16 protein-coding genes are annotated in these 16,414 nt (G+C 65.7%); 12 read left to right on the forward strand and 4 right to left on the reverse strand.

Annotated features, from left to right (window positions below; translation table 11 throughout):
• Window positions 1-227: 227 nt before the first annotated feature.
• The 6 genes from NUW87_RS05255 to NUW87_RS05280 all read left to right on the forward strand — a co-directional run bounded on the left by NUW87_RS05255 (window position 228) and on the right by NUW87_RS05280 (window position 6,422).
• On the forward strand, window positions 228-848 hold the full coding sequence (locus tag NUW87_RS05255; protein WP_269027568.1) for a hypothetical protein: 621 nt from the start codon (window positions 228-230) through the stop codon (window positions 846-848).
• A 128-nt stretch (window positions 849-976) separates the two neighbouring features.
• Window positions 977-1,774, forward strand: coding sequence for a serine hydrolase domain-containing protein (locus NUW87_RS05260; protein WP_269027569.1), 798 nt, complete (start codon window positions 977-979; stop codon window positions 1,772-1,774).
• Between the two features lie 309 nt (window positions 1,775-2,083).
• Window positions 2,084-3,526 carry a uridine transporter UriT gene (uriT, locus tag NUW87_RS05265; protein ID WP_239219298.1) on the forward strand — a complete coding sequence of 481 codons (1,443 nt, stop codon included), beginning with the start codon at window positions 2,084-2,086 and terminating at the stop codon, window positions 3,524-3,526.
• Window positions 3,519-4,523, forward strand: a complete 1,005-nt coding sequence (gene uriH, locus NUW87_RS05270) for a uridine-preferring nucleoside hydrolase UriH (RefSeq protein ID WP_269027571.1) — start codon at window positions 3,519-3,521, stop codon at window positions 4,521-4,523. Before uriT ends, uriH begins: the two co-directional genes overlap by 8 nt.
• A 192-nt stretch (window positions 4,524-4,715) precedes the next feature.
• Window positions 4,716-5,531, forward strand: a complete 816-nt coding sequence (locus NUW87_RS05275; protein WP_269027572.1) for a trimeric intracellular cation channel family protein — start codon at window positions 4,716-4,718, stop codon at window positions 5,529-5,531.
• Between the two features lie 48 nt (window positions 5,532-5,579).
• Window positions 5,580-6,422 carry a trimeric intracellular cation channel family protein gene (locus NUW87_RS05280; protein ID WP_269027574.1) on the forward strand — a complete coding sequence of 281 codons (843 nt, stop codon included), beginning with the start codon at window positions 5,580-5,582 and terminating at the stop codon, window positions 6,420-6,422.
• On the opposite strand, the gene NUW87_RS05285 is transcribed toward NUW87_RS05280, so the two are convergent.
• Window positions 6,423-6,875: a hypothetical protein gene (locus NUW87_RS05285; RefSeq protein WP_269027575.1), complete on the reverse strand. Its 453-nt coding sequence runs from the start codon at window positions 6,873-6,875 to the stop codon at window positions 6,423-6,425.
• 75 nt (window positions 6,876-6,950) lie between these two features.
• On the opposite strand from NUW87_RS05285, the gene NUW87_RS05290 reads away from it, so the two are divergent.
• From NUW87_RS05290 to NUW87_RS05310, 5 genes are all read left to right on the forward strand, one after another.
• Window positions 6,951-7,868, forward strand: coding sequence for a DMT family transporter (locus NUW87_RS05290; protein ID WP_269027577.1), 918 nt, complete (start codon window positions 6,951-6,953; stop codon window positions 7,866-7,868).
• A gap of 411 nt (window positions 7,869-8,279) precedes the next feature.
• Complete coding sequence (locus NUW87_RS05295; RefSeq protein WP_239219288.1) at window positions 8,280-8,600, forward strand: hypothetical protein; 321 nt, start codon at window positions 8,280-8,282, stop codon at window positions 8,598-8,600.
• On the forward strand, window positions 8,590-9,984 hold the full coding sequence (locus NUW87_RS05300; RefSeq protein ID WP_269027583.1) for an NAD-dependent succinate-semialdehyde dehydrogenase: 1,395 nt from the start codon (window positions 8,590-8,592) through the stop codon (window positions 9,982-9,984). Before NUW87_RS05295 ends, NUW87_RS05300 begins: the two co-directional genes overlap by 11 nt.
• Before the next feature lie 89 nt (window positions 9,985-10,073).
• Window positions 10,074-10,718, forward strand: coding sequence for a nucleotidyltransferase domain-containing protein (locus tag NUW87_RS05305; protein WP_269027585.1), 645 nt, complete (start codon window positions 10,074-10,076; stop codon window positions 10,716-10,718).
• 183 nt (window positions 10,719-10,901) lie between these two features.
• Window positions 10,902-11,069, forward strand: coding sequence for a hypothetical protein (locus tag NUW87_RS05310; protein WP_269027587.1), 168 nt, complete (start codon window positions 10,902-10,904; stop codon window positions 11,067-11,069).
• A gap of 7 nt (window positions 11,070-11,076) precedes the next feature.
• Here NUW87_RS05310 and NUW87_RS05315 read toward each other — a convergent pair whose 3' ends face one another.
• Together NUW87_RS05315 and NUW87_RS05320 are read right to left on the reverse strand one after the other, a co-directional pair.
• Window positions 11,077-11,928 carry an HAD-IIA family hydrolase gene (locus tag NUW87_RS05315; protein ID WP_377734017.1) on the reverse strand — a complete coding sequence of 284 codons (852 nt, stop codon included), beginning with the start codon at window positions 11,926-11,928 and terminating at the stop codon, window positions 11,077-11,079.
• Window positions 11,880-12,173 (reverse strand): acyl carrier protein, encoded by a 294-nt coding sequence (locus tag NUW87_RS05320; protein ID WP_269027589.1) that lies wholly within the window; start codon window positions 12,171-12,173, stop codon window positions 11,880-11,882. The genes NUW87_RS05315 and NUW87_RS05320 overlap by 49 nt, the downstream gene beginning before the upstream one ends.
• Window positions 12,174-12,190: 17 nt before the next feature.
• Here NUW87_RS05320 and NUW87_RS05325 point away from each other — a divergent pair, with 17 nt between their 5' ends.
• Window positions 12,191-13,051 (forward strand): Rib/alpha-like domain-containing protein, encoded by an 861-nt coding sequence (locus tag NUW87_RS05325; protein WP_269027591.1) that lies wholly within the window; start codon window positions 12,191-12,193, stop codon window positions 13,049-13,051.
• A 402-nt stretch (window positions 13,052-13,453) separates the two neighbouring features.
• Here NUW87_RS05325 and aceE read toward each other — a convergent pair whose 3' ends face one another.
• Complete coding sequence (aceE, locus tag NUW87_RS05330) at window positions 13,454-16,249, reverse strand: pyruvate dehydrogenase (acetyl-transferring), homodimeric type (protein ID WP_239219281.1); 2,796 nt, start codon at window positions 16,247-16,249, stop codon at window positions 13,454-13,456.
• Between the last annotated feature and the right edge of the window lie 165 nt (window positions 16,250-16,414).

A 16,414-nucleotide genomic window follows, 5' to 3' on the forward strand; every position in this document is an offset into this window, starting at 1 on the left:
GACACACCACGACAAGTCCTCGGCGGAGCAACCCCACGTGAGATACTCCAGCAAATATTCAAACGTGGCGCATTAACCGCTTGATCCCGCCGGCCGTTGCCTGGCTTTGGATCCCAGGGTTTGTGGGACGCGGACGGCAGAGTCGCTCGTGCGCGTCGGCGAGGTGGCGGCCACCGAGCGCGGGAAATGCCGGGTGCATGGGCGCCGCGTGGGGTAGGGTTCTACGCATGCGAAAGACTCTCACCGCGGGCGTTGCAGCCTGCGTCGTTGCTGTTGCCTCCGCCGGGATTGCCGGCGCCGTGCCTGCCGTCGACCCGGGCTTATCCCGCGTCTGCGCCGTCGAGTACAACGCCGACCAGATTCCCGCCCTGGCCGCCGGCCTCAACACCGACGACATCCTCTACCACTCCGGATCCCGCGCCGACGCGCTCGCGCTGTGGGCGAAGAAGCAGGACGAGCTGCGCGCCGGGCTCGGCAAAAACGGCTGGGGTGCGCTGAAAGACATCGACAAAGACTCCCTTTGGCCCGTTGAGGAGCACACCACCAGCTCCGTGATCGCCGACGACCTGGGCAGTTCCAAGACCGGCGCGCCGTCCACCTTTGACACGCCGTTTAGCGCCGGCGAGGTCGCGTACTTCAAGTCGGCCGCCTCCTACACCGCGCAGCGCGTTCAGGACTGTGGCAAGGACATCAACCGCACCGAGCCGGCGGTGCCGTCGAGCTTGGGCTCGAAGCTCGCGCCGGGCGCAATCGCGGGAATCGTCGCCGCGGTGTTGGCGGTGCTCGGGGCCGGCGCGGCGTTTGCGGGCATGATCCCGGGGCTCACACTCCCGACGCTGCCGTTCTAATGACACAAACCCCGAGTAAGACCTCCTGAGTATGGCCGAAAATGGGCATACTCAGGAGGGCTTACTCGGGGTCTGCGGGTGGGGGCGCACGCCACCGGTCCCCGCGCGGCGCACGTAAAGTGAGCGGCATGGAGCTCGAGAAGTTTTTCAGCAACTGGCCGGTGGACAACGTCGCGGCGGCCCTCGTCGGCGACACGGAAGCCACGCTCGGCGACCAGGACAAAGTCTTCGAGCTCGCCAGCGTGACCAAGCTGCTCTCCGCGTACGCGGTGCTCCTCGCGGTGGAGGAAGGGGCATTCGAGCTTGACGACGCCGCCGGGCCCCACGGCGCAACCATCCGCCACCTCCTCGCGCACGCCTCCGGCGTCGGCTTCGATTCCCGTGAGCCGCAAAAAGCACCGGGGGAGCGGCGCATCTACTCCTCGGCCGGCTACGAGATCCTGGCCGACCACGTCGAAGAAACCACTGGCATTGCGTTTGCGGACTATGCCCGCGAAGGGGTGTTCGAGCCTCTCGGCATGGATTCCACCGAGATCTACGGCTCGGCCGGCCACGGCGGGCGCTCCACCGTCAGCGACCTTGCTGCGTTCGCCTCCGAGCTCCTCTCACCGCGTCTCCTGGACCCGTCGACGCTTGGCGAGGCCCTGTCTAACCAATTCGGCGACCTGCGCGGCGTCGTTCCCGGCTACGGCATGCAAAAACCCTGCCAGTGGGGCCTGGGCTTTGAAATCAAGGACGAAAAATCCCCGCACTGGACCGGTGACGGTATGCCCGCGGACACCGTCGGCCACTTCGGGATGGCGGGGACGTACCTGTGGGTCGCGGGAGGGCAGGCGTGCGTGGTGCTCACAGACCGCGAGTTCGGCGACTGGGCCAAGCCGCTGTGGCAGGAGACCAACACCGCGCTGTGGGAGGCGCTGGGGTAGGGCGGCCATAAACCTTCCACGAGGTACGCGAAAAAGTCGTGTAGCCGAAAACCTGAATTCCGCGCGGGCGCATGGTGCGAGCCGCACGAGTTTTCCCAGGGCGGACGGGTGCGCGCCGGGCCGTCCCCTTCTGCGAATTCAGGTCAAGTGCGACGCGACTCAATCGGACACATAGCCTGCCCGCAAACGCGCTGGGGGTAGGCAGCGGTGGCCAGGTGGGCGTCGATAGGCAAAATGCCCCCGCATTTCGGGTGTAGCCGCCGCCTTTTTCGTGTAGGCGCGCGGCGCGCAGTGTTTTAAACTGCACGCATGACTACGACGAACACCCCGCCACCAGCAGCGGGGCGGAAGCTGCCGACCAACCAGGTCGTGCCCCTGATGACGGCGCTGCTGGTCGCCGTCTTCGCGTTCCAGCTCAACGCCTCCATGCTCGCGCCGGCGCTGCACACGATGGAGATCGATCTTAACGCCACCACCGCGCAGATCGGCATGACGCAGACGGCGTTCTTCACCGCGGCGGCCGTGTTTGCGCTGTTCATGCCGCGCTGGGGTGACCTGATTGGGCGCCGCAAGGTGCTGGTGTGGATGATGATCGTCACCGTCATCGGCTCGATTGTCGCGGCGCTGGCCACCAACGTGACCATGCTGTTCATCGGCCGCGTGATCCAGGGCGTGTCCGGCCCGACCGTGGCGCTGACGTCGGTGATGCTGCGCCAGGCGGTGCGCGAGGAGAAGCAGTTCGCGTTCCTGGTGGGCATCCTCACCTCCGTCAACGGCGGCATCGCCGGCATCGACGCGATTTTGGGCGGCTGGCTTACCGACGCCTTCGGTTTCCGCTCCCTCTTCTGGGTCATCGGCGCCTCCGCCCTGATCGCCGTGTTCGCCGTGCAGTACGGCGTGGAAGAGACCAAGTCAGACCAGCTCCAGCCGATGGACTGGAAGGGCGTTGTCGGCCTGGTCGTCGGCGTCGGCCTGGTGCTGACCGCCCTGAACATGGCCGGTGAGCTGGCCGCGGCGAACTGGTTCATGGTGATCCTCCTGCTGGTCATCGGCGGCGCGTCGCTGGTGTGGTTCTGGCGCACCGAGAAGTCCAGCCCGCACCCGCTGATGTCCACCGACCTGCTGTCCCAGCGCCGCACCTGGGCGCTGCTTCTGACCACCACCCTGACCATGACCGGCGTGTTCGCCGTGATGAACGGCCTGGTGCCCAACCTGGCGCAGGACCCGGCGGCCGGCCCGGGCATGTCCGCTGGCGTCGTGTCCTGGTGGACGCTGACCCCGTACGCCCTGGCCGGCCTGGCCATGGGCCCGATCTCCGGCTGGCTCGCGGGGCGTGTGGGCTACAAGATCATCCTGCAGATCGGCATCGCTGGTGCTGCGCTGTCCGTGGTGTTTGGCCTGGTCGTCGTGGGCAACGCCACCCACGGCATGCTTCTGGCGATGTCGCTGCTCGCCGGCATCACCTACGCCGGCATGGGCAACATCATGCTCGGCTCGCTCGGCGTCGTGCTGGCGCCGAAGCACAACCAGGGCTACCTGCCGGGGCTCAACGGTGGCGCGTTCAACCTGGGCGCGGGCCTGTCGTTCACCATCATCTTCGCCGTGTTCACCGCCACCGGCGGCAGCTACCGCGCGGGCATGATCGCCGGCGCGATCCTGCTGGGCTGCGCGTTCGCGGCGTCCTTCCTCATCCCGAAGCCGGAGACCGTTCCGGACACGATCGCCGCGGAGGACCTGGCTGCCCGTGCGTAAGATCATCCTGGACTGCGACCCCGGCCACGACGACGCCGTCGCGATCCTGCTCGCCGCCGGCAACCCGGACATCGAGCTGCTCGGCCTGACCACCGTCGGCGGCAACCACACCATCGACCACGTCACGCGCAACGCGCAGCAGGTGCTTACGGTCGCCGGTTTGCGCGATGTCCCCGTCTACCGCGGGGTGACGAGGCCGTTGCTTAACGACGTTGTCACCGCCGAAGACATCCACGGCAACACTGGCATGGAAATCCACGGCTTCGACCTGCCCGAACCTGCTGTTGAGGTGGGGGAGATCGGGGCGGTGCAGTGGATCGTCGATACGCTGATGCGCGAAGAACCAGGGACCGTGACCCTGGTGCCCACCGGGCCGCTGACCAACATCGCGCTGGCTGCGCGCCTGGAGCCGCGCATTGTCTCGCGAGTGCGCGAGGTCGTGCTGATGGGCGGCGCGTACGGGGCCGGCAACTTCTCGCCGTCCGCGGAGTTCAACATCGCCGTCGACCCGGAGGCCGCCGCGATCGTGTTCGGCGAGGACTGGCCCGTGGTCATGGTCGGGCTGGACCTGACACACCAAGCCTTAGCGACGCCCGCAGTGCAGGAACGTTTTCGGAATTTGGGCACGCCGAGCGGCGACTTCCTGGCCGCGCTTGTGGACGCGTTCCGGTCCAACTACAAAAACGCCCAGGGCTTTGACAACCCGCCGGTCCACGATCCGTGCGCGGTGGCGTACGTCATCGACCCGACCGTGGTCGAGACCGTTTCCGTGCCGGTGTCGGTGGAGCTTTCGGGTGCCCTGACGCGCGGGCGCACCGTGGCGGACCTGCGCGCGTTCGGCGCGGCACTCGCGTCCGGCGTTCCGGGCGAGGGCGCTGCTGGCGCTGCCGCCTCCTCCGCTGATGCCGACCCGGCTTGCAACACCTCGGTGGCGACGCGCCTGGACGTGGACCGGTTCTGGGACCTCGTCGTCGACGCCGTCGAGCGCCTGGGCTGAGGCGCGGGCTCTTCTGCCGCTACATGTCGATTGGCGGATGGTGAATATGCGCAAAATGGGCGCGGATTCACCATCTGCCTTTCACCATCTGTGCGTCGGGGTGAACACGAGCGCCCCGACGGAGCAACCCCACACCGACCACCCAACGCCCGTCCAGACGCCGCGCCCACCGGAAAGCTAGCCTTGGCGCCCATGGACTTTTCTGATGACGTGGACACTCTTTACTTTGTCCTCGAATACACCGGTGTGTTGTTGGCGGCCACGATCGGCGGGACCGTGGCCAAGCGGATGAACTTCGACATTGTGGGGTTCGCGTTTGTGGCGCTGATTTCGTCGTTGAGCGGTGGCCTCATGCGCGACGCCATACTTAACGACGGCCCCGCCGCCGCCATGACCAACCCCGGCTACCTGATCACCGCCACGATCGGCGGGCTGATCGCCTACTTTGCGCCCCTGCGCGGCAAACTGTGGGAGAACTTCCGGTTCTACGCGGACGTGGTCACCATCGGCGTGTGGGCGGTCGGCGGCACGATCAAGGGGCTCAACGCGGAGCTGAGCTGGGTGCCGTGCGTGCTGCTGGCCGTGATCACCGCAACCGGCGGCACGCTTGCCCGGGACGTTGTGCTGCGGCAGATCCCGGCGCTGTTTACCAGCGAGAAGATGACGGTGTTCCCGGCGATCATCGCGTCGGTGATCATGTTGGTGCTCAACCGCTTCGACCTGGTGTGGGAGGGCATGCTGGCCGCCGCGATCGCCGCGCCGCTGTTTGCGTTGGCGGTGTACTTCGGCGGCGACAAGCTCTTAGGGCTCCAGACCAAGCGTCTCGAGCGCCCGCTCGAAGAGAAGATCGGCGAGGCGTTGGGCGTGGACACCGACTCGCGACGCCCGGCCGAGTCCGGCAAGGAGGTGCGCAACGCGCTGGAGACCGCCTCGGACGAGCAGCTGGTCCAGGCGCTGCGGGTGATGTTGCAAAACGAGGTGCGGGAGAGCACGGAGGCGAAAAGCTAAATCAGAAACCCGCCCCGAAGCCGCGCCAACCCCTTTACGATGGCGCGCATGTACTTCGACAACGTGCTCACCCCCGTGGGTTTTTCGTTTGCCGTGATGGATCTGATCGGCGTGTTCCTCAACGCGTTGATGGGCGGGCTTGTGGCCAGGCGGATGCGTTTCGACGCCGTCGGGTTCATGGTCATCTCCATCATCTCCGGCATGGCCGGCGGCATGATCCGCGACGCCCTGATCGGCTCCACCCCGGCGGGCGCGCTGCAGAACCCGTGGTACATCGGCACGGCGCTGGTGGGTTCACTGGTCGCGTTCGCGCTGTCCATCGAAGGCCGCGCTTGGGAGTTGTTCCGCTTCCACGGCGACATGGTCATCGTGGGCGTGTGGGCGGTCACCGGCACGGTCACGGCGTTGCGTGAGGACGTCACGTGGTTCGGATGCATCCTCATGGGTGTGCTCACCGCCACCGGCGGGATGGTCATCCGCGAGATGATGATTGGGCAGATTCCCAACATTCTCGTTGACCGCCAGTTGTACGTGGTCCCGGCGATAGTGTCGTCGATAAGCGTGCAGCTCTTCTACGACCTCGGCTGGCAGTCGGTGGGTCTGGCCGTTTCCGCGCTGCTCGGCATTGCGCTGGGTGTGGCCGCGTACTGGCTGGATTGGTCGGTGCCGGGGGTGGAGGCGCTCGCGCCGGTGGACAGCTATTTCACCCGGGTGAAGGACCGGGTCGGCGGCAAGCTTCCGCCCGTGTCGTACCGGCAGCGCACCGCCAACCCCACACTGATCTCCGCCCCGACGCGCAAGGACGTGCGCGACGAGCTCGCCGCCATCGACGGCGACATCACCCACGAGGAGTTCATCGCCGCGCTGTACCGCGCCTACGGGCTGAAGTAGCTACCGGCGCGGCGCGGTGGGCCAGCCGGTCGGAGCGCCCGGCCCGGAAAGCGGGTCCGTGGAGTATGGGTCGAAGGTCTGGTTGAGCTGCTCGAGCTGGCGCTCCAGATCCGTGAACTGCGCCGTGGAACTGTCGAACTGCGAGGTCACCTGGTGTTGCACCAGCATGATGCTCAGCGCACTGCCCAGGATCGCGGTGATGAGCGCCGCGGCCGGCCATACCTTCTTGGCCCCTTGCGGGAACAGGCCCACCACGCCGAGGATGAACGCCGCCTGCAACAGTGGCGCGCCGAAATTGGCGGTTACGGCGTTGAAAGAAAGCAGCGTGCCGAGCACAGCGCAGACCAGGCCGATGATGCCGATGAGGTTGTCCCCGAAGGCGTCGATAGGCGAAGGCTTCGGTGCGGTGTGCGGCTGAAATGGGCGCTCTGGGCCCGTGTATGCAGTAGTCATAATCCCCCCTTAATGGATTCGCCGGTGAGCCTAGCGCAATGCACGGCGGCGCGCTCGGCGTGAGAAGATCGGCGCATGCTGTTGCTTGTAGCGCTCGCAGTAGGCGGGCTGATCCCGATCCAGACCGCGGCCAACTCACGACTCCGCTTGAGCGTGGGCAATAAGCCGGTGGTCTCAGCGCTGATTTCGTTCACCGTGGCGCTGTGCGTGGCCGTGATTGCGACGGCCGTGCTGCAGGGCAACCCCGTGCCGCAGTTCGAGGACGGCGTGAGTGTGCCCTGGTGGGTGTGGCTCGGCGGCGCGATGGGGGTGTGCTTCGTGCTGGGCAACATCCTGCTGTTCCCGCGCCTGGGCGCTGTGCAGACCGTGGTCCTGCCGATTCTGGGCCAGGTAATCATGGGTCTGGCAATCGACCGTTTCGGCCTGTTCGGCGCACCGGTGCTTTCCGTGTCGTTCATGCGCGTGCTCGGCGCAGTGGTGGTGCTGGCCGGGATTGTGATGGTGCTGCGCGCCGGGAAGCGTCCAGCCGCGGAGGGCGACGCCGAGGGGCTGGAGCTGTGGCTTTTCCGGGCACTCGGCGTGCTGGTGGGTGTGGGCTCCGCGGTGCAGACGGCGGTGAACGGCTACCTGGGCACGATTGCCGGGTCCTCCATGCACGCCGGCGAGATCAACCTGGCCGTTGGTGTGGTGTTGCTGCTGGTAGCGGCGCTGGTGACCAGCCCGCGCCAGCTAGCGCGGCGGCCGGAGCGCGGGCCGTGGTGGATGTGGGTCGGCGGCCTGGTCGGCGCGACGTTCGTGATCTCGGGCGCGACCCTGGCGCCGCTGCTTGGCACCGCCACGACCGTGATCGCGTTCAACGCGGGCACCATCGCCGCCGGCCAGGCGCTGGAGGCGCGCGGGGCGTTCGGCGCGCGGAAGAATCCGCTGACCGCGACCCGCCTGGTGGGCCTGGTGGTGATCTTCCTCGGCGTGCTGGCGGTGCGGCTGCTGTAGGGCGGGGTGCTAAATGACGATATCGGCATTTACCCGTAGCGGCTCCGCATAAGCCCAGGTCGCTGCATCTCGGATGGTGTAAACGCCGATATCGGCATTTGCGCCCGGGGCGGCACGGGGGCGGCAAAAGAGACGCGAGGCCTGGCCGCGCCCGCGGTCCCCTCAACCTCAACCACAACTCGAGCAAATAGGGGGATCAACCAGCGGTTGAGGGTTGCTCGAGTCAACTGGTGTGAAGCAATATCGGCCGAGAGAAATCAGAGGCCGTTGGGGAAGACGAACCTCTCGTCTCACACTCCGCCGCGCGGACTAGTCACCCGCCGCGGCACTCCCGCCTAGTCACCGGGGTTGGAGTGTGCCGCCATCGATGCGGGCACGCCGAAAAGGCGCCCGCAAGAAGGGTCCCCACCAATGACGACAACACTGGCCGCACCCACCTGCCGCGCCCCGCGCACCCGACTCGCGTGGACATTCTGCGTTGAGGGGATGCCGGTGCGGGAGCGACGGAGCGTCGAGAAGCAGATGCTTTTGCTTCCCGACGGCGCGCCCGGCGAAATCTGGTTCACCCGCTGGCAGCGGCGCGCGGACCGCACGTACTCGTGCCGCGAAACAATCCTGGCCACGCGCGAGGAGATCGAGCCGTTTGCGCAGGCCATGGACCGGCTGTCACGCGAGAAAGATTTTGTGGCGAGCCTCACGCCACGCTCCTACGATGGGCCGCATGTCTACTAAATACCGCGTACAAAACCCGAAGAACAACGAGATCGTCGAGTCCTTCGACTTCATCACCGACGACGAGCTCGAAAACGCGCTGGCCACCGCAAACGACACGTTCAAGCAGTGGCGCGAGAAGAGCTTCGAGGAGCGCGCCGAGGTGCTGCGCAAGGTAGCGAAGCTTTTCGACGAGCAACGCGCCGAGCTCACCCGCATCATCGCAGAAGAGATGGGCAAATCGGTCAAGGAAGGCGACGGCGAGATCAACGACGTCGTCGAGATCTTCAACTACTACGCCGACAACGGCGCGGAATTCGGCGCCGACGAGGAGATCCCGAACCAGCGCGGCGGCACCTCCGTCATGCGCAAGGTCCCGCTCGGCGTGATCCTGGGCATTATGCCGTGGAACTTCCCGTATTACCAGGTCGCGCGCTTCGCAGCACCGGCGCTGATGGCCGGCAATGTGGTGATGGTCAAGCACGCCGAGATCTGCCCCCGCTCCGCTGCCGCGATTGCCAAGATCTTCGACGAGGCGGGCGCGCCGAAGGGCCTGTACACGAACCTGTACGCCAAGCACTCGCAGGTCTCCACGCTGATTAACGACGACCGCGTCCAGGGCGTGTCCCTGACCGGCTCCGAGCGCGCCGGCCGCACCATCGCCTCCCAGGCCGGCCAGGCGCTGAAGAAGTGCGTGCTCGAGCTCGGCGGCACCGACGCATACGTGGTGCTGGATGCTTCCGACGTGGCTAAGGCCGCGGAGACCGCGTGGAACAAGCGCATCGGCAACGTGGGCCAGGCCTGCACCTCGAATAAGCGCATGATCGTCATGGAGGACATTTACGACGAGTTTGTGCAGGCGTTGGTGGACCTTGCGTCGTCGTATAGCGAAGGCGACCCGCTTAACCCCGGCGAGGGCAAGGAGTTCTACCCGCTGTCCTCCCGCGACGCCGCGGAGCTACTCGCGCAGCAGCTGCGCCTAGCGGTGGAGGACGGCGCGAACCTGCGCGTCGGCGGCGAGGTCACCGGCAAGGGCGCCTACATCACCCCGGCCGTGATCACCGACATCCCGGTCGGCTCCGACTCCTACTACGAGGAGTTCTTCGGGCCCGTGGCCGAGGTGTACAAGGTCTCCTCCGAGGAGGAGGCGATCGAGCTGGCCAACGATTCCCGCTACGGCCTCGGCGGCGCGGTTATGTCCGAGGACGCCGAGCGCGCCAAGAAGGTCGCGGCGAAGGTCGACACCGGCATGATCCACGTGAACATCCCGCAGGCGCGCGGCGCCGAGCTGCCCTTCGGCGGCGTGAAGGCCTCCGGCCTGGGCCGCGAGCTCGGGCCGCTGGGCATGGACGAGTTTGTCAACCACCAGCGCTTCTACGTCGCTGGCTCCGACTCGGCGGTGTAACCCGGGGCCTGGGGCCCGGGGGCTGCTTGGCCGTGTCAGTTTTGACGCAGGCGTTTCAAAAATGACACGCACGTGTCAAAATTGACACTATGAAGCTCCAGAACCCGTTTACTGCCATCTGCTCCGACGCAGATGCAGCGGTGCTGCTCGCACTCGGCCGGGCGCCGGTGGAGCTCACTGCCCAGCAGGTTTACGGTCTAGCGGCGGGTCCGTCGCTTTCCAGCGTTCGCCGAAGTTTGGATCGGCTCGCTCAGGGTGGGGTCATTCACGAGCGGGTGTTGGGGCAGGCGAGGGGCTACTCCTTGAACCAACAGCACCTGCTGGCTCGACCAATTCAGGACATCGCTCACGCAACAGCGGAGCTCCACTCCCGCATTGCGCAGTGCGTCGAAGCTTGGCCGGCAGACGTGGCGGGATGCGTCCTCTTTGGCTCGGCAGCCCGGAGCGAGATGGGGGATTCCAGTGACATCGACCTGCTCATTTTGGTGGACAATGAGTCGGCGGCGCTGAAGGCGGAAAGTGGAGTGTATGAGCTGTCGCGCCAGGTAGAGGCATGGACGGGAGCGGCCGCCAACGTCGTGGTGTGGACCGCGGACCAAGATCACCCAGGCGCAATCCTCGACAACATTGTGGACGAGGGCAAAACCATATACGGTGATCTGCAACACGTACGGGGGATTCTGAGGGGGATTCGTGACACCGCGAGCGGGCAAAGGAAAGACCGCACAGGCTAGTGATGCAGTTCTTCGCAAGCGAATGCTTCGGGTCGAAGAGCATTTGGAACTGGCGCAGTTCGCCGAGGGGGAGTTCGGCGCAAACGCAGTGATTTCCAACTACATCAACGCGGCGATAGGCGGATCTGTGGCGCACTAGGCGGCTCTTATAACCGCTCAGCGGACCATTTTGAGGCAGTGCGGATGCTGGAGCTGGTTGGTGAAAAGGATGCCGCGAAGGCATTGCACACGGTGCTGCAAAACAAGACGATGGCCAATTACAGCGACGTCGGCCTAAGCGAAGTTCAGGTTAAACAGACTTCGCGGCTGTCAGTGAAGCTCGTCAATAGGGCGCGCCAACTCGCGCCGTAGACTGCGATTACTTGCTGTCGCTTTCGGTGTAGAACCCGTCGTCGAACGGATCCCAGATCCGCTCCACCAGGTCCGCCACCGAATCCAGCACCGCGGTGGGGCGGAAGGGGTATTTGGCTATCTCGGAGTCATCGGCAATGCCCGAGCGCACGAGCACGGTGCGCATGCCCGCCTCGAGGCCGGCCTTGACGTCGGTGTCCATGCGGTCGCCGATCATCACCGTGTTCTCGGAGTGCGCGCCGATGTTGTTCAGCGCCGAGCGCATCATCACCGGGTTCGGTTTGCCCACGTAGTAGGGGCTCATGCCGGTCACGGCGGTGATCATGGCGGCCACGGACCCGGTCGCCGGCACCACGCCCGCCGGCCCCGGGCCGGTCAGGTCCGGGTTGGTGGCGATGAACCGCGAGCCGTTGCGGATCAGGTTCGACGCGGTGGTCAGCGCCTCAAAAGAGTAGGTGCGCGTTTCGCCGAGCACCACGAAGTCGGGGTCCGCGTCGGTGAGGATCCAGCCGATTTCGTGCAGCGCCGTCGTCAAGCCAGCTTCCCCAATGACGTACGCGGAGGCCTCGCCAGCCTGCTGCGACAAAAACTTCGCGGTCGCCGTGGCGGAGGTCCAGATGCGCTCCGGCTCGATGTCCAGGCCCATGCGCATCAGCTTCGCGGACAGGTCGCGCGGGGTCTGGATCGAGTTGTTGGTCAGCACCATAAAATCGATGTCTTCGCTGCGCAACGCGCCGACGAACTCCTTGGCACCGGGGATGATCTCGCCCTCGCGGTGCAGCACGCCATCCATGTCGGTCAGATACGAAATCACTGGTGCTCCTCCACATAGTCGGCGAGGTCCTGGGCGGTGGTGCATTGGGCGTAGACGTGCTCGTCGATAGACACTGCGAACTCCTCCTCGATGCGAACAGCGAGCTCAATACGGCTTAACGACGAAATCCCGCTCCCGTCAATCCTTGCTTCCGGTTCAAGCTCGACGCCGGAGACATCCTCCACGAGCTCCGCAATGCGCGCGAACGTGCCCCGCGCCTCCGTCTGCTCTTGGGCGTCCGAGTCGTCGGCGAGCAAGCCGCCAAGATCCAACCGCTGCGAAAGTTCCATGCCGTTATGATAAGCGCATGCAACGCTTCGCACTGCCGGCCGTGGTCGTCGTCGCCGCCGGCCTGTTCGCGCCCGCCGCCTCCGCCGCAATGGATGACGAGTACGCGCCGCACTTCGATCCGGAAGCTCGGCACGTTAAGGGCAAACCAGGCGACGGATACACGTTCCAGACCTTCTATGAGCTGGAAGATGTGCCGGAGGGCGCGACCTGGAAGCTGACCGGTCGGGACACCTCGAGGGAGCTGATGCAGCTTGAAAAGCGCGGTGACAAGCTCGGCGTGCGACTCAACCACAACGACGCGAACCCGCCGCAGCCTGGGGAAAACACGCAGCCAATCGACATTCGCGTGACGTTTCCGGATACCTCAACCGACGTGTACTCCCCGGAGATCACCCTCATTCCCGACGAGGCCTTCCTGTACGAGCCCATGTACAAAAGCGCAGTCGGCGACGGAGGGCAGACCATCACGCTGGAGCCGTTCAACCGGTGGGAGCTCGACCTGCCCGCGGACGCCAAATGGGATGTCACCGGCGGCGGCAGCGGCTGGGATTGGAGCCACGACGAAAAAACCGGCGTGATCACGGCGAAGGTGCCTACCGACTCCTACGCGGACGCAGGCTTTTCCGTGGTGACCACGTTCGCGGACGGGTCCAAGCGCAGCTCCAACGCCAAAATCGAGAACTCGGGCAAAGGCGTGACGCTGCCCGAGGATCCGGCGCCGCAGCCTGAGGCATCGAAGCCAGCTCCTGCGCCCGAGGCGGAAACGGGCTCGTCGACGGCGCAAAAGCTCGGCCTCATCTTCGGTGTCCTCGCGCTTTTGGTCGGCGCCGCAGCCTTCGCGTGGCCGCAGCTGCAGCAGTTCCTGCCCAAGATGTAGGGGGGGACCGTCGCAGCAGCGGCGGGCGTCGGGGCTTGCCGCAAAATTGTTCACTCGGGTTCTGTGATCCAGTGAACAAATCTTCTTCCCCCGTGCAATTTGTTCACTCTGCCCAGGTCGGATGTTCGAATGGTGCGGGATCATTCATCACGCCGTGAACAAATCTGCGCCGGGCCGCCAAGACACGCTCAGCGGGCGGCGCTCAATGACGGATCGCGGCGGAATCTGTCAGCGGGCCTGCATCGTCCCAGGTCGGCGCAAGTGTCCGTCGTAATCTGTCAGCGCACCCGCCAAGCGCCACCAACCAAGCCCCACCAAACCCCAATAAACCCACGACAAAAGGGGCGCTCCGAAACCGGAACGCCCCTAAAGCCCTAAGACCCTAAGGCCCGAGATAACCCCCTACTCGGCGGCGTTCTCCGGGCCGACGTCCTCGCCGTCCTCGTCGGCGGCGGTGGCGGTCGGGTCGTCGATCTTCAGGTCCTTGGCCGCCTGGGCAGCCACGGAGCGGTCGATCTTGCCTTCGTTGGCCAGGCCCAGCAGGGCGGCGACGGCCATGGACTCGGCGTCGATGTTGAAGTAGCGGCGGGCGGACTCGCGGGTGTCGGCGAAGCCGAAGCCGTCGGCACCGAGCACGATGTACTGGCCCGGGACGTAGGCGCGGATCTGCTCCTGCAGGTCGGAAGCGAAGTCCGAGGTCGCAATGTAGGGCCCGGAGGTCTGCTTCAGCTGCTTGGTGGCAAACGCCTCCTCGACCTCTTCGCCCGGGTTGCGCAGCTGCTCGGCGGCCTTGGCCTGGCCCTCGCGGGCGAGCTCGGTCCAGGAGGTCACGGAGTAGATCGCGGCCCCGACGTTGTACTTCTCCTGCAGGATCTCCTGGGCACGCAGTGCCTGCTGCATGCCCACGCCGGAGGCGAGGAGGGAGACCTTGTTGTCCAGGTCCTTGCCCTCGTCGTAGAGGTAGATGCCCTTGTGCAGGCCCTCCACGTCCAGGTTCTCCGGGCGTGCCGGCTGGTGGTGGGGCTGGTTGTAGACGGTGATGTAGTACATCACGTTCTCGTCCTTGTCGGCGCCCTGGCCGTACATGCGCTCGATGCCCTTGGAGATGATGTACGGCATCTCGTAGGCAAACGCCGGGTCGTACGGGATGACGGCCGGGTTGGTGGACGCCAGGATCGGGGAGTGGCCGTCCATGTGCTGCAGGCCCTCACCGAACAGGGTGGTGCGGCCGGCGGTGGCGCCGATGATGAAGCCGCGGCCCATCTGGTCGCCGGCGGCCCAGAAGTTGTCGCCGGTGCGCTGGAAGCCGAACATCGAGTAGAAGATGTACATCGGGATCATCGGCTCGCCGTGGGTGGCGTAGGACGTCGCCGCGGCGATGAAGGAGGCCGACGAGCCGTCCTCGTTGATGCCCTCGTGCAGGATCTGGCCGTCGGTGGCCTCCTTGTAGGACAGCTGCAGGTCGTGGTCCACCGGCACGTAGTTCTGGCCGTGCGGGTTGTAAATGCCCAGGGTCGGGAACCAGGAGTCCAGGCCGAAGGTGCGGGCCTCGTCCGGGATGATCGGCACGATGCGCTTGCCCAGCTCCTTGTCGCGCATGAGCGCCTTGAAGGTGCGCACCAGCGCCATGGTGGAGGCGACTTCCTGCTTGCCGGAGTCCTTGAACAGCGCCTTGAAGGTCTTTTCAAACTCCGGAAGCTCAACCGGGGAGTAGTCCTGGCGGCGCTCCGGCAGGTAGCCGCCGAGCTCCTCGCGGCGCTGCTTCAGGTACTTGATCTCCTCGGCGTCCTCGCCGGGGTGGTAGTACGGCGGCATGAACGGATCCTTCTCCAGCTCCTCGTCGGAGATGGGGATCTGCTGCTTGTCGCGGAAGAGCTTGAGGTCCTCCAGGGCCAGCTTCTTCATCTGGTGGGTGGCGTTGCGGCCCTCGAAGTTGTGGCCGAGGCCGTAGCCCTTGACGGTGTGGGCGAGGATGACGGTCGGCTTGCCCTTGGTGTCCAGGGCGCGCTTGTAGGCGGCGTAGACCTTGCGGTAGTCGTGGCCGCCGCGGCGCAGGTTCCAGATTTCCTCGTCGGTCATGTCTTCGACGAGCTTCTTGGTGCGCTCGTCGCGGCCGAAGAAGTGCTCGCGGACGTAGGCGCCGTCGTTGGCCTTGAAGGTCTGGTAGTCGCCGTCCTTGGTGGTGTTCATGATGTGGACGAGCGCGCCGTCCTCATCCTTTTCCAGCAGTTCGTCCCACTCGCGGCCCCACACGACCTTGATCACGTTCCATCCGGCGCCGACGAAGAAGCTCTCCAGCTCCTGGACGATTTGGCCGTTGCCGCGCACCGGGCCGTCGAGACGCTGCAGGTTGCAGTTGATCACGAAGGTGAGGTTGTCCAGGCCGTACAGGGAGGCCATCTGGATCAGGCCGCGGGATTCCGGCTCGTCCATCTCGCCGTCGCCGAGGAACGCCCAGACGTGCTGCTGGTCGGTGTCCTTGATGCCGCGGTCCTGCAGGTACTTGTTAAAGCGTGCCTGGTAGATCGCGTTCATCGGGCCCAGGCCCATGGACACGGTGGGGAACTCCCAGAACTCCGGCATGCCGTGCGGGTGCGGGTAGGACGGCAGGCCGCCCTGCTTGCGGGAGTGCTCCTGGCGGAAGCCGTCCATGTCGTCTTCGCTCAGGCGGCCTTCCATGAAGGCGCGGGCGTACATGCCGGGGGAGGCGTGGCCCTGGAAGAATACCTGGTCGCCGCCCTGCGGTGCGTCCTTGCCCTTGAAGAAGTGGTTGAAACCGACCTCGTACAGCGCCGCTGCGGAGGCGTAGGTGGAGATGTGGCCGCCGACGGCGATGCCGGGGCGCTGCGCGCGGTGCACCATCACTGCGGCGTTCCAGCGCATCCAGCGACGGTAGCGCTTCTCAATCTGCTCGTCGCCCGGGAATTCCGGCTCGAGCTTGGTGGGGATGGTGTTGACCAGGTCGGTCGAGGACAGCGCCGGCAGCGGCACACGCTTCGCGTTGGCGCGCTCGATCAGGCGCAGCATGAGGTAGCGGGCGCGCTCCGGGTCGGATTCCTCGAGCAGCCCGTCGAGGGAGTCCATCCATTCCTGGGTTTCCTCGGGGTCCGCGTCGTGCAGGTAGGACGCCACGCCTTCGCGCAGCGAGAGAATGTTGGTGTCAACCTCGGACGCGGTCTTCGCGCGAGCGTCTTCCATGTTGGTCTCTTTCTGGGCCACTTCAACCTCCTGGCTTCAGTCGGGCAATACGCCCCCAAGAATACGTGTTCGCGCGCGTGCGGTCTTACAGTGGGTACTCTTTGGTGAGACTAATCACGGGTTTGCAAGCATTCTTTGCCTCTCGACGTTAAGCTATCGCCCAAA

It is taken from the genome of Corynebacterium pilbarense (assembly GCF_026930265.1).
GTDB lineage: Bacteria > Actinomycetota > Actinomycetes > Mycobacteriales > Mycobacteriaceae > Corynebacterium > Corynebacterium pilbarense.

What these genes read in the sequence shown, in the direction of transcription:
- NUW87_RS05255 (WP_269027568.1), top strand. Translation starts at nt 228, where the DNA reads ATGCGAAAGACTCTCACCGCGGGCGTTGCAGCCTGCGTCGTTGCTGTT.
- NUW87_RS05260 (WP_269027569.1), top strand. Translation starts at nt 977, where the DNA reads ATGGAGCTCGAGAAGTTTTTCAGCAACTGGCCGGTGGACAACGTCGCG.
- uriT (WP_239219298.1), top strand. Translation starts at nt 2,084, where the DNA reads ATGACTACGACGAACACCCCGCCACCAGCAGCGGGGCGGAAGCTGCCG.
- NUW87_RS05275 (WP_269027572.1), top strand. Translation starts at nt 4,716, where the DNA reads ATGGACTTTTCTGATGACGTGGACACTCTTTACTTTGTCCTCGAATAC.
- NUW87_RS05280 (WP_269027574.1), top strand. Translation starts at nt 5,580, where the DNA reads ATGTACTTCGACAACGTGCTCACCCCCGTGGGTTTTTCGTTTGCCGTG.
- NUW87_RS05285 (WP_269027575.1), bottom strand. Translation starts at nt 6,875, where the DNA reads ATGACTACTGCATACACGGGCCCAGAGCGCCCATTTCAGCCGCACACC.
- NUW87_RS05290 (WP_269027577.1), top strand. Translation starts at nt 6,951, where the DNA reads ATGCTGTTGCTTGTAGCGCTCGCAGTAGGCGGGCTGATCCCGATCCAG.
- NUW87_RS05295 (WP_239219288.1), top strand. Translation starts at nt 8,280, where the DNA reads ATGACGACAACACTGGCCGCACCCACCTGCCGCGCCCCGCGCACCCGA.
- NUW87_RS05300 (WP_269027583.1), top strand. Translation starts at nt 8,590, where the DNA reads ATGTCTACTAAATACCGCGTACAAAACCCGAAGAACAACGAGATCGTC.
- NUW87_RS05305 (WP_269027585.1), top strand. Translation starts at nt 10,074, where the DNA reads ATGAAGCTCCAGAACCCGTTTACTGCCATCTGCTCCGACGCAGATGCA.
- NUW87_RS05310 (WP_269027587.1), top strand. Translation starts at nt 10,902, where the DNA reads ATGCTGGAGCTGGTTGGTGAAAAGGATGCCGCGAAGGCATTGCACACG.
- NUW87_RS05315 (WP_377734017.1), bottom strand. Translation starts at nt 11,928, where the DNA reads ATGCACCACCGCCCAGGACCTCGCCGACTATGTGGAGGAGCACCAGTG.
- NUW87_RS05320 (WP_269027589.1), bottom strand. Translation starts at nt 12,173, where the DNA reads ATGGAACTTTCGCAGCGGTTGGATCTTGGCGGCTTGCTCGCCGACGAC.
- NUW87_RS05325 (WP_269027591.1), top strand. Translation starts at nt 12,191, where the DNA reads ATGCAACGCTTCGCACTGCCGGCCGTGGTCGTCGTCGCCGCCGGCCTG.
- aceE (WP_239219281.1), bottom strand. Translation starts at nt 16,249, where the DNA reads ATGGAAGACGCTCGCGCGAAGACCGCGTCCGAGGTTGACACCAACATT.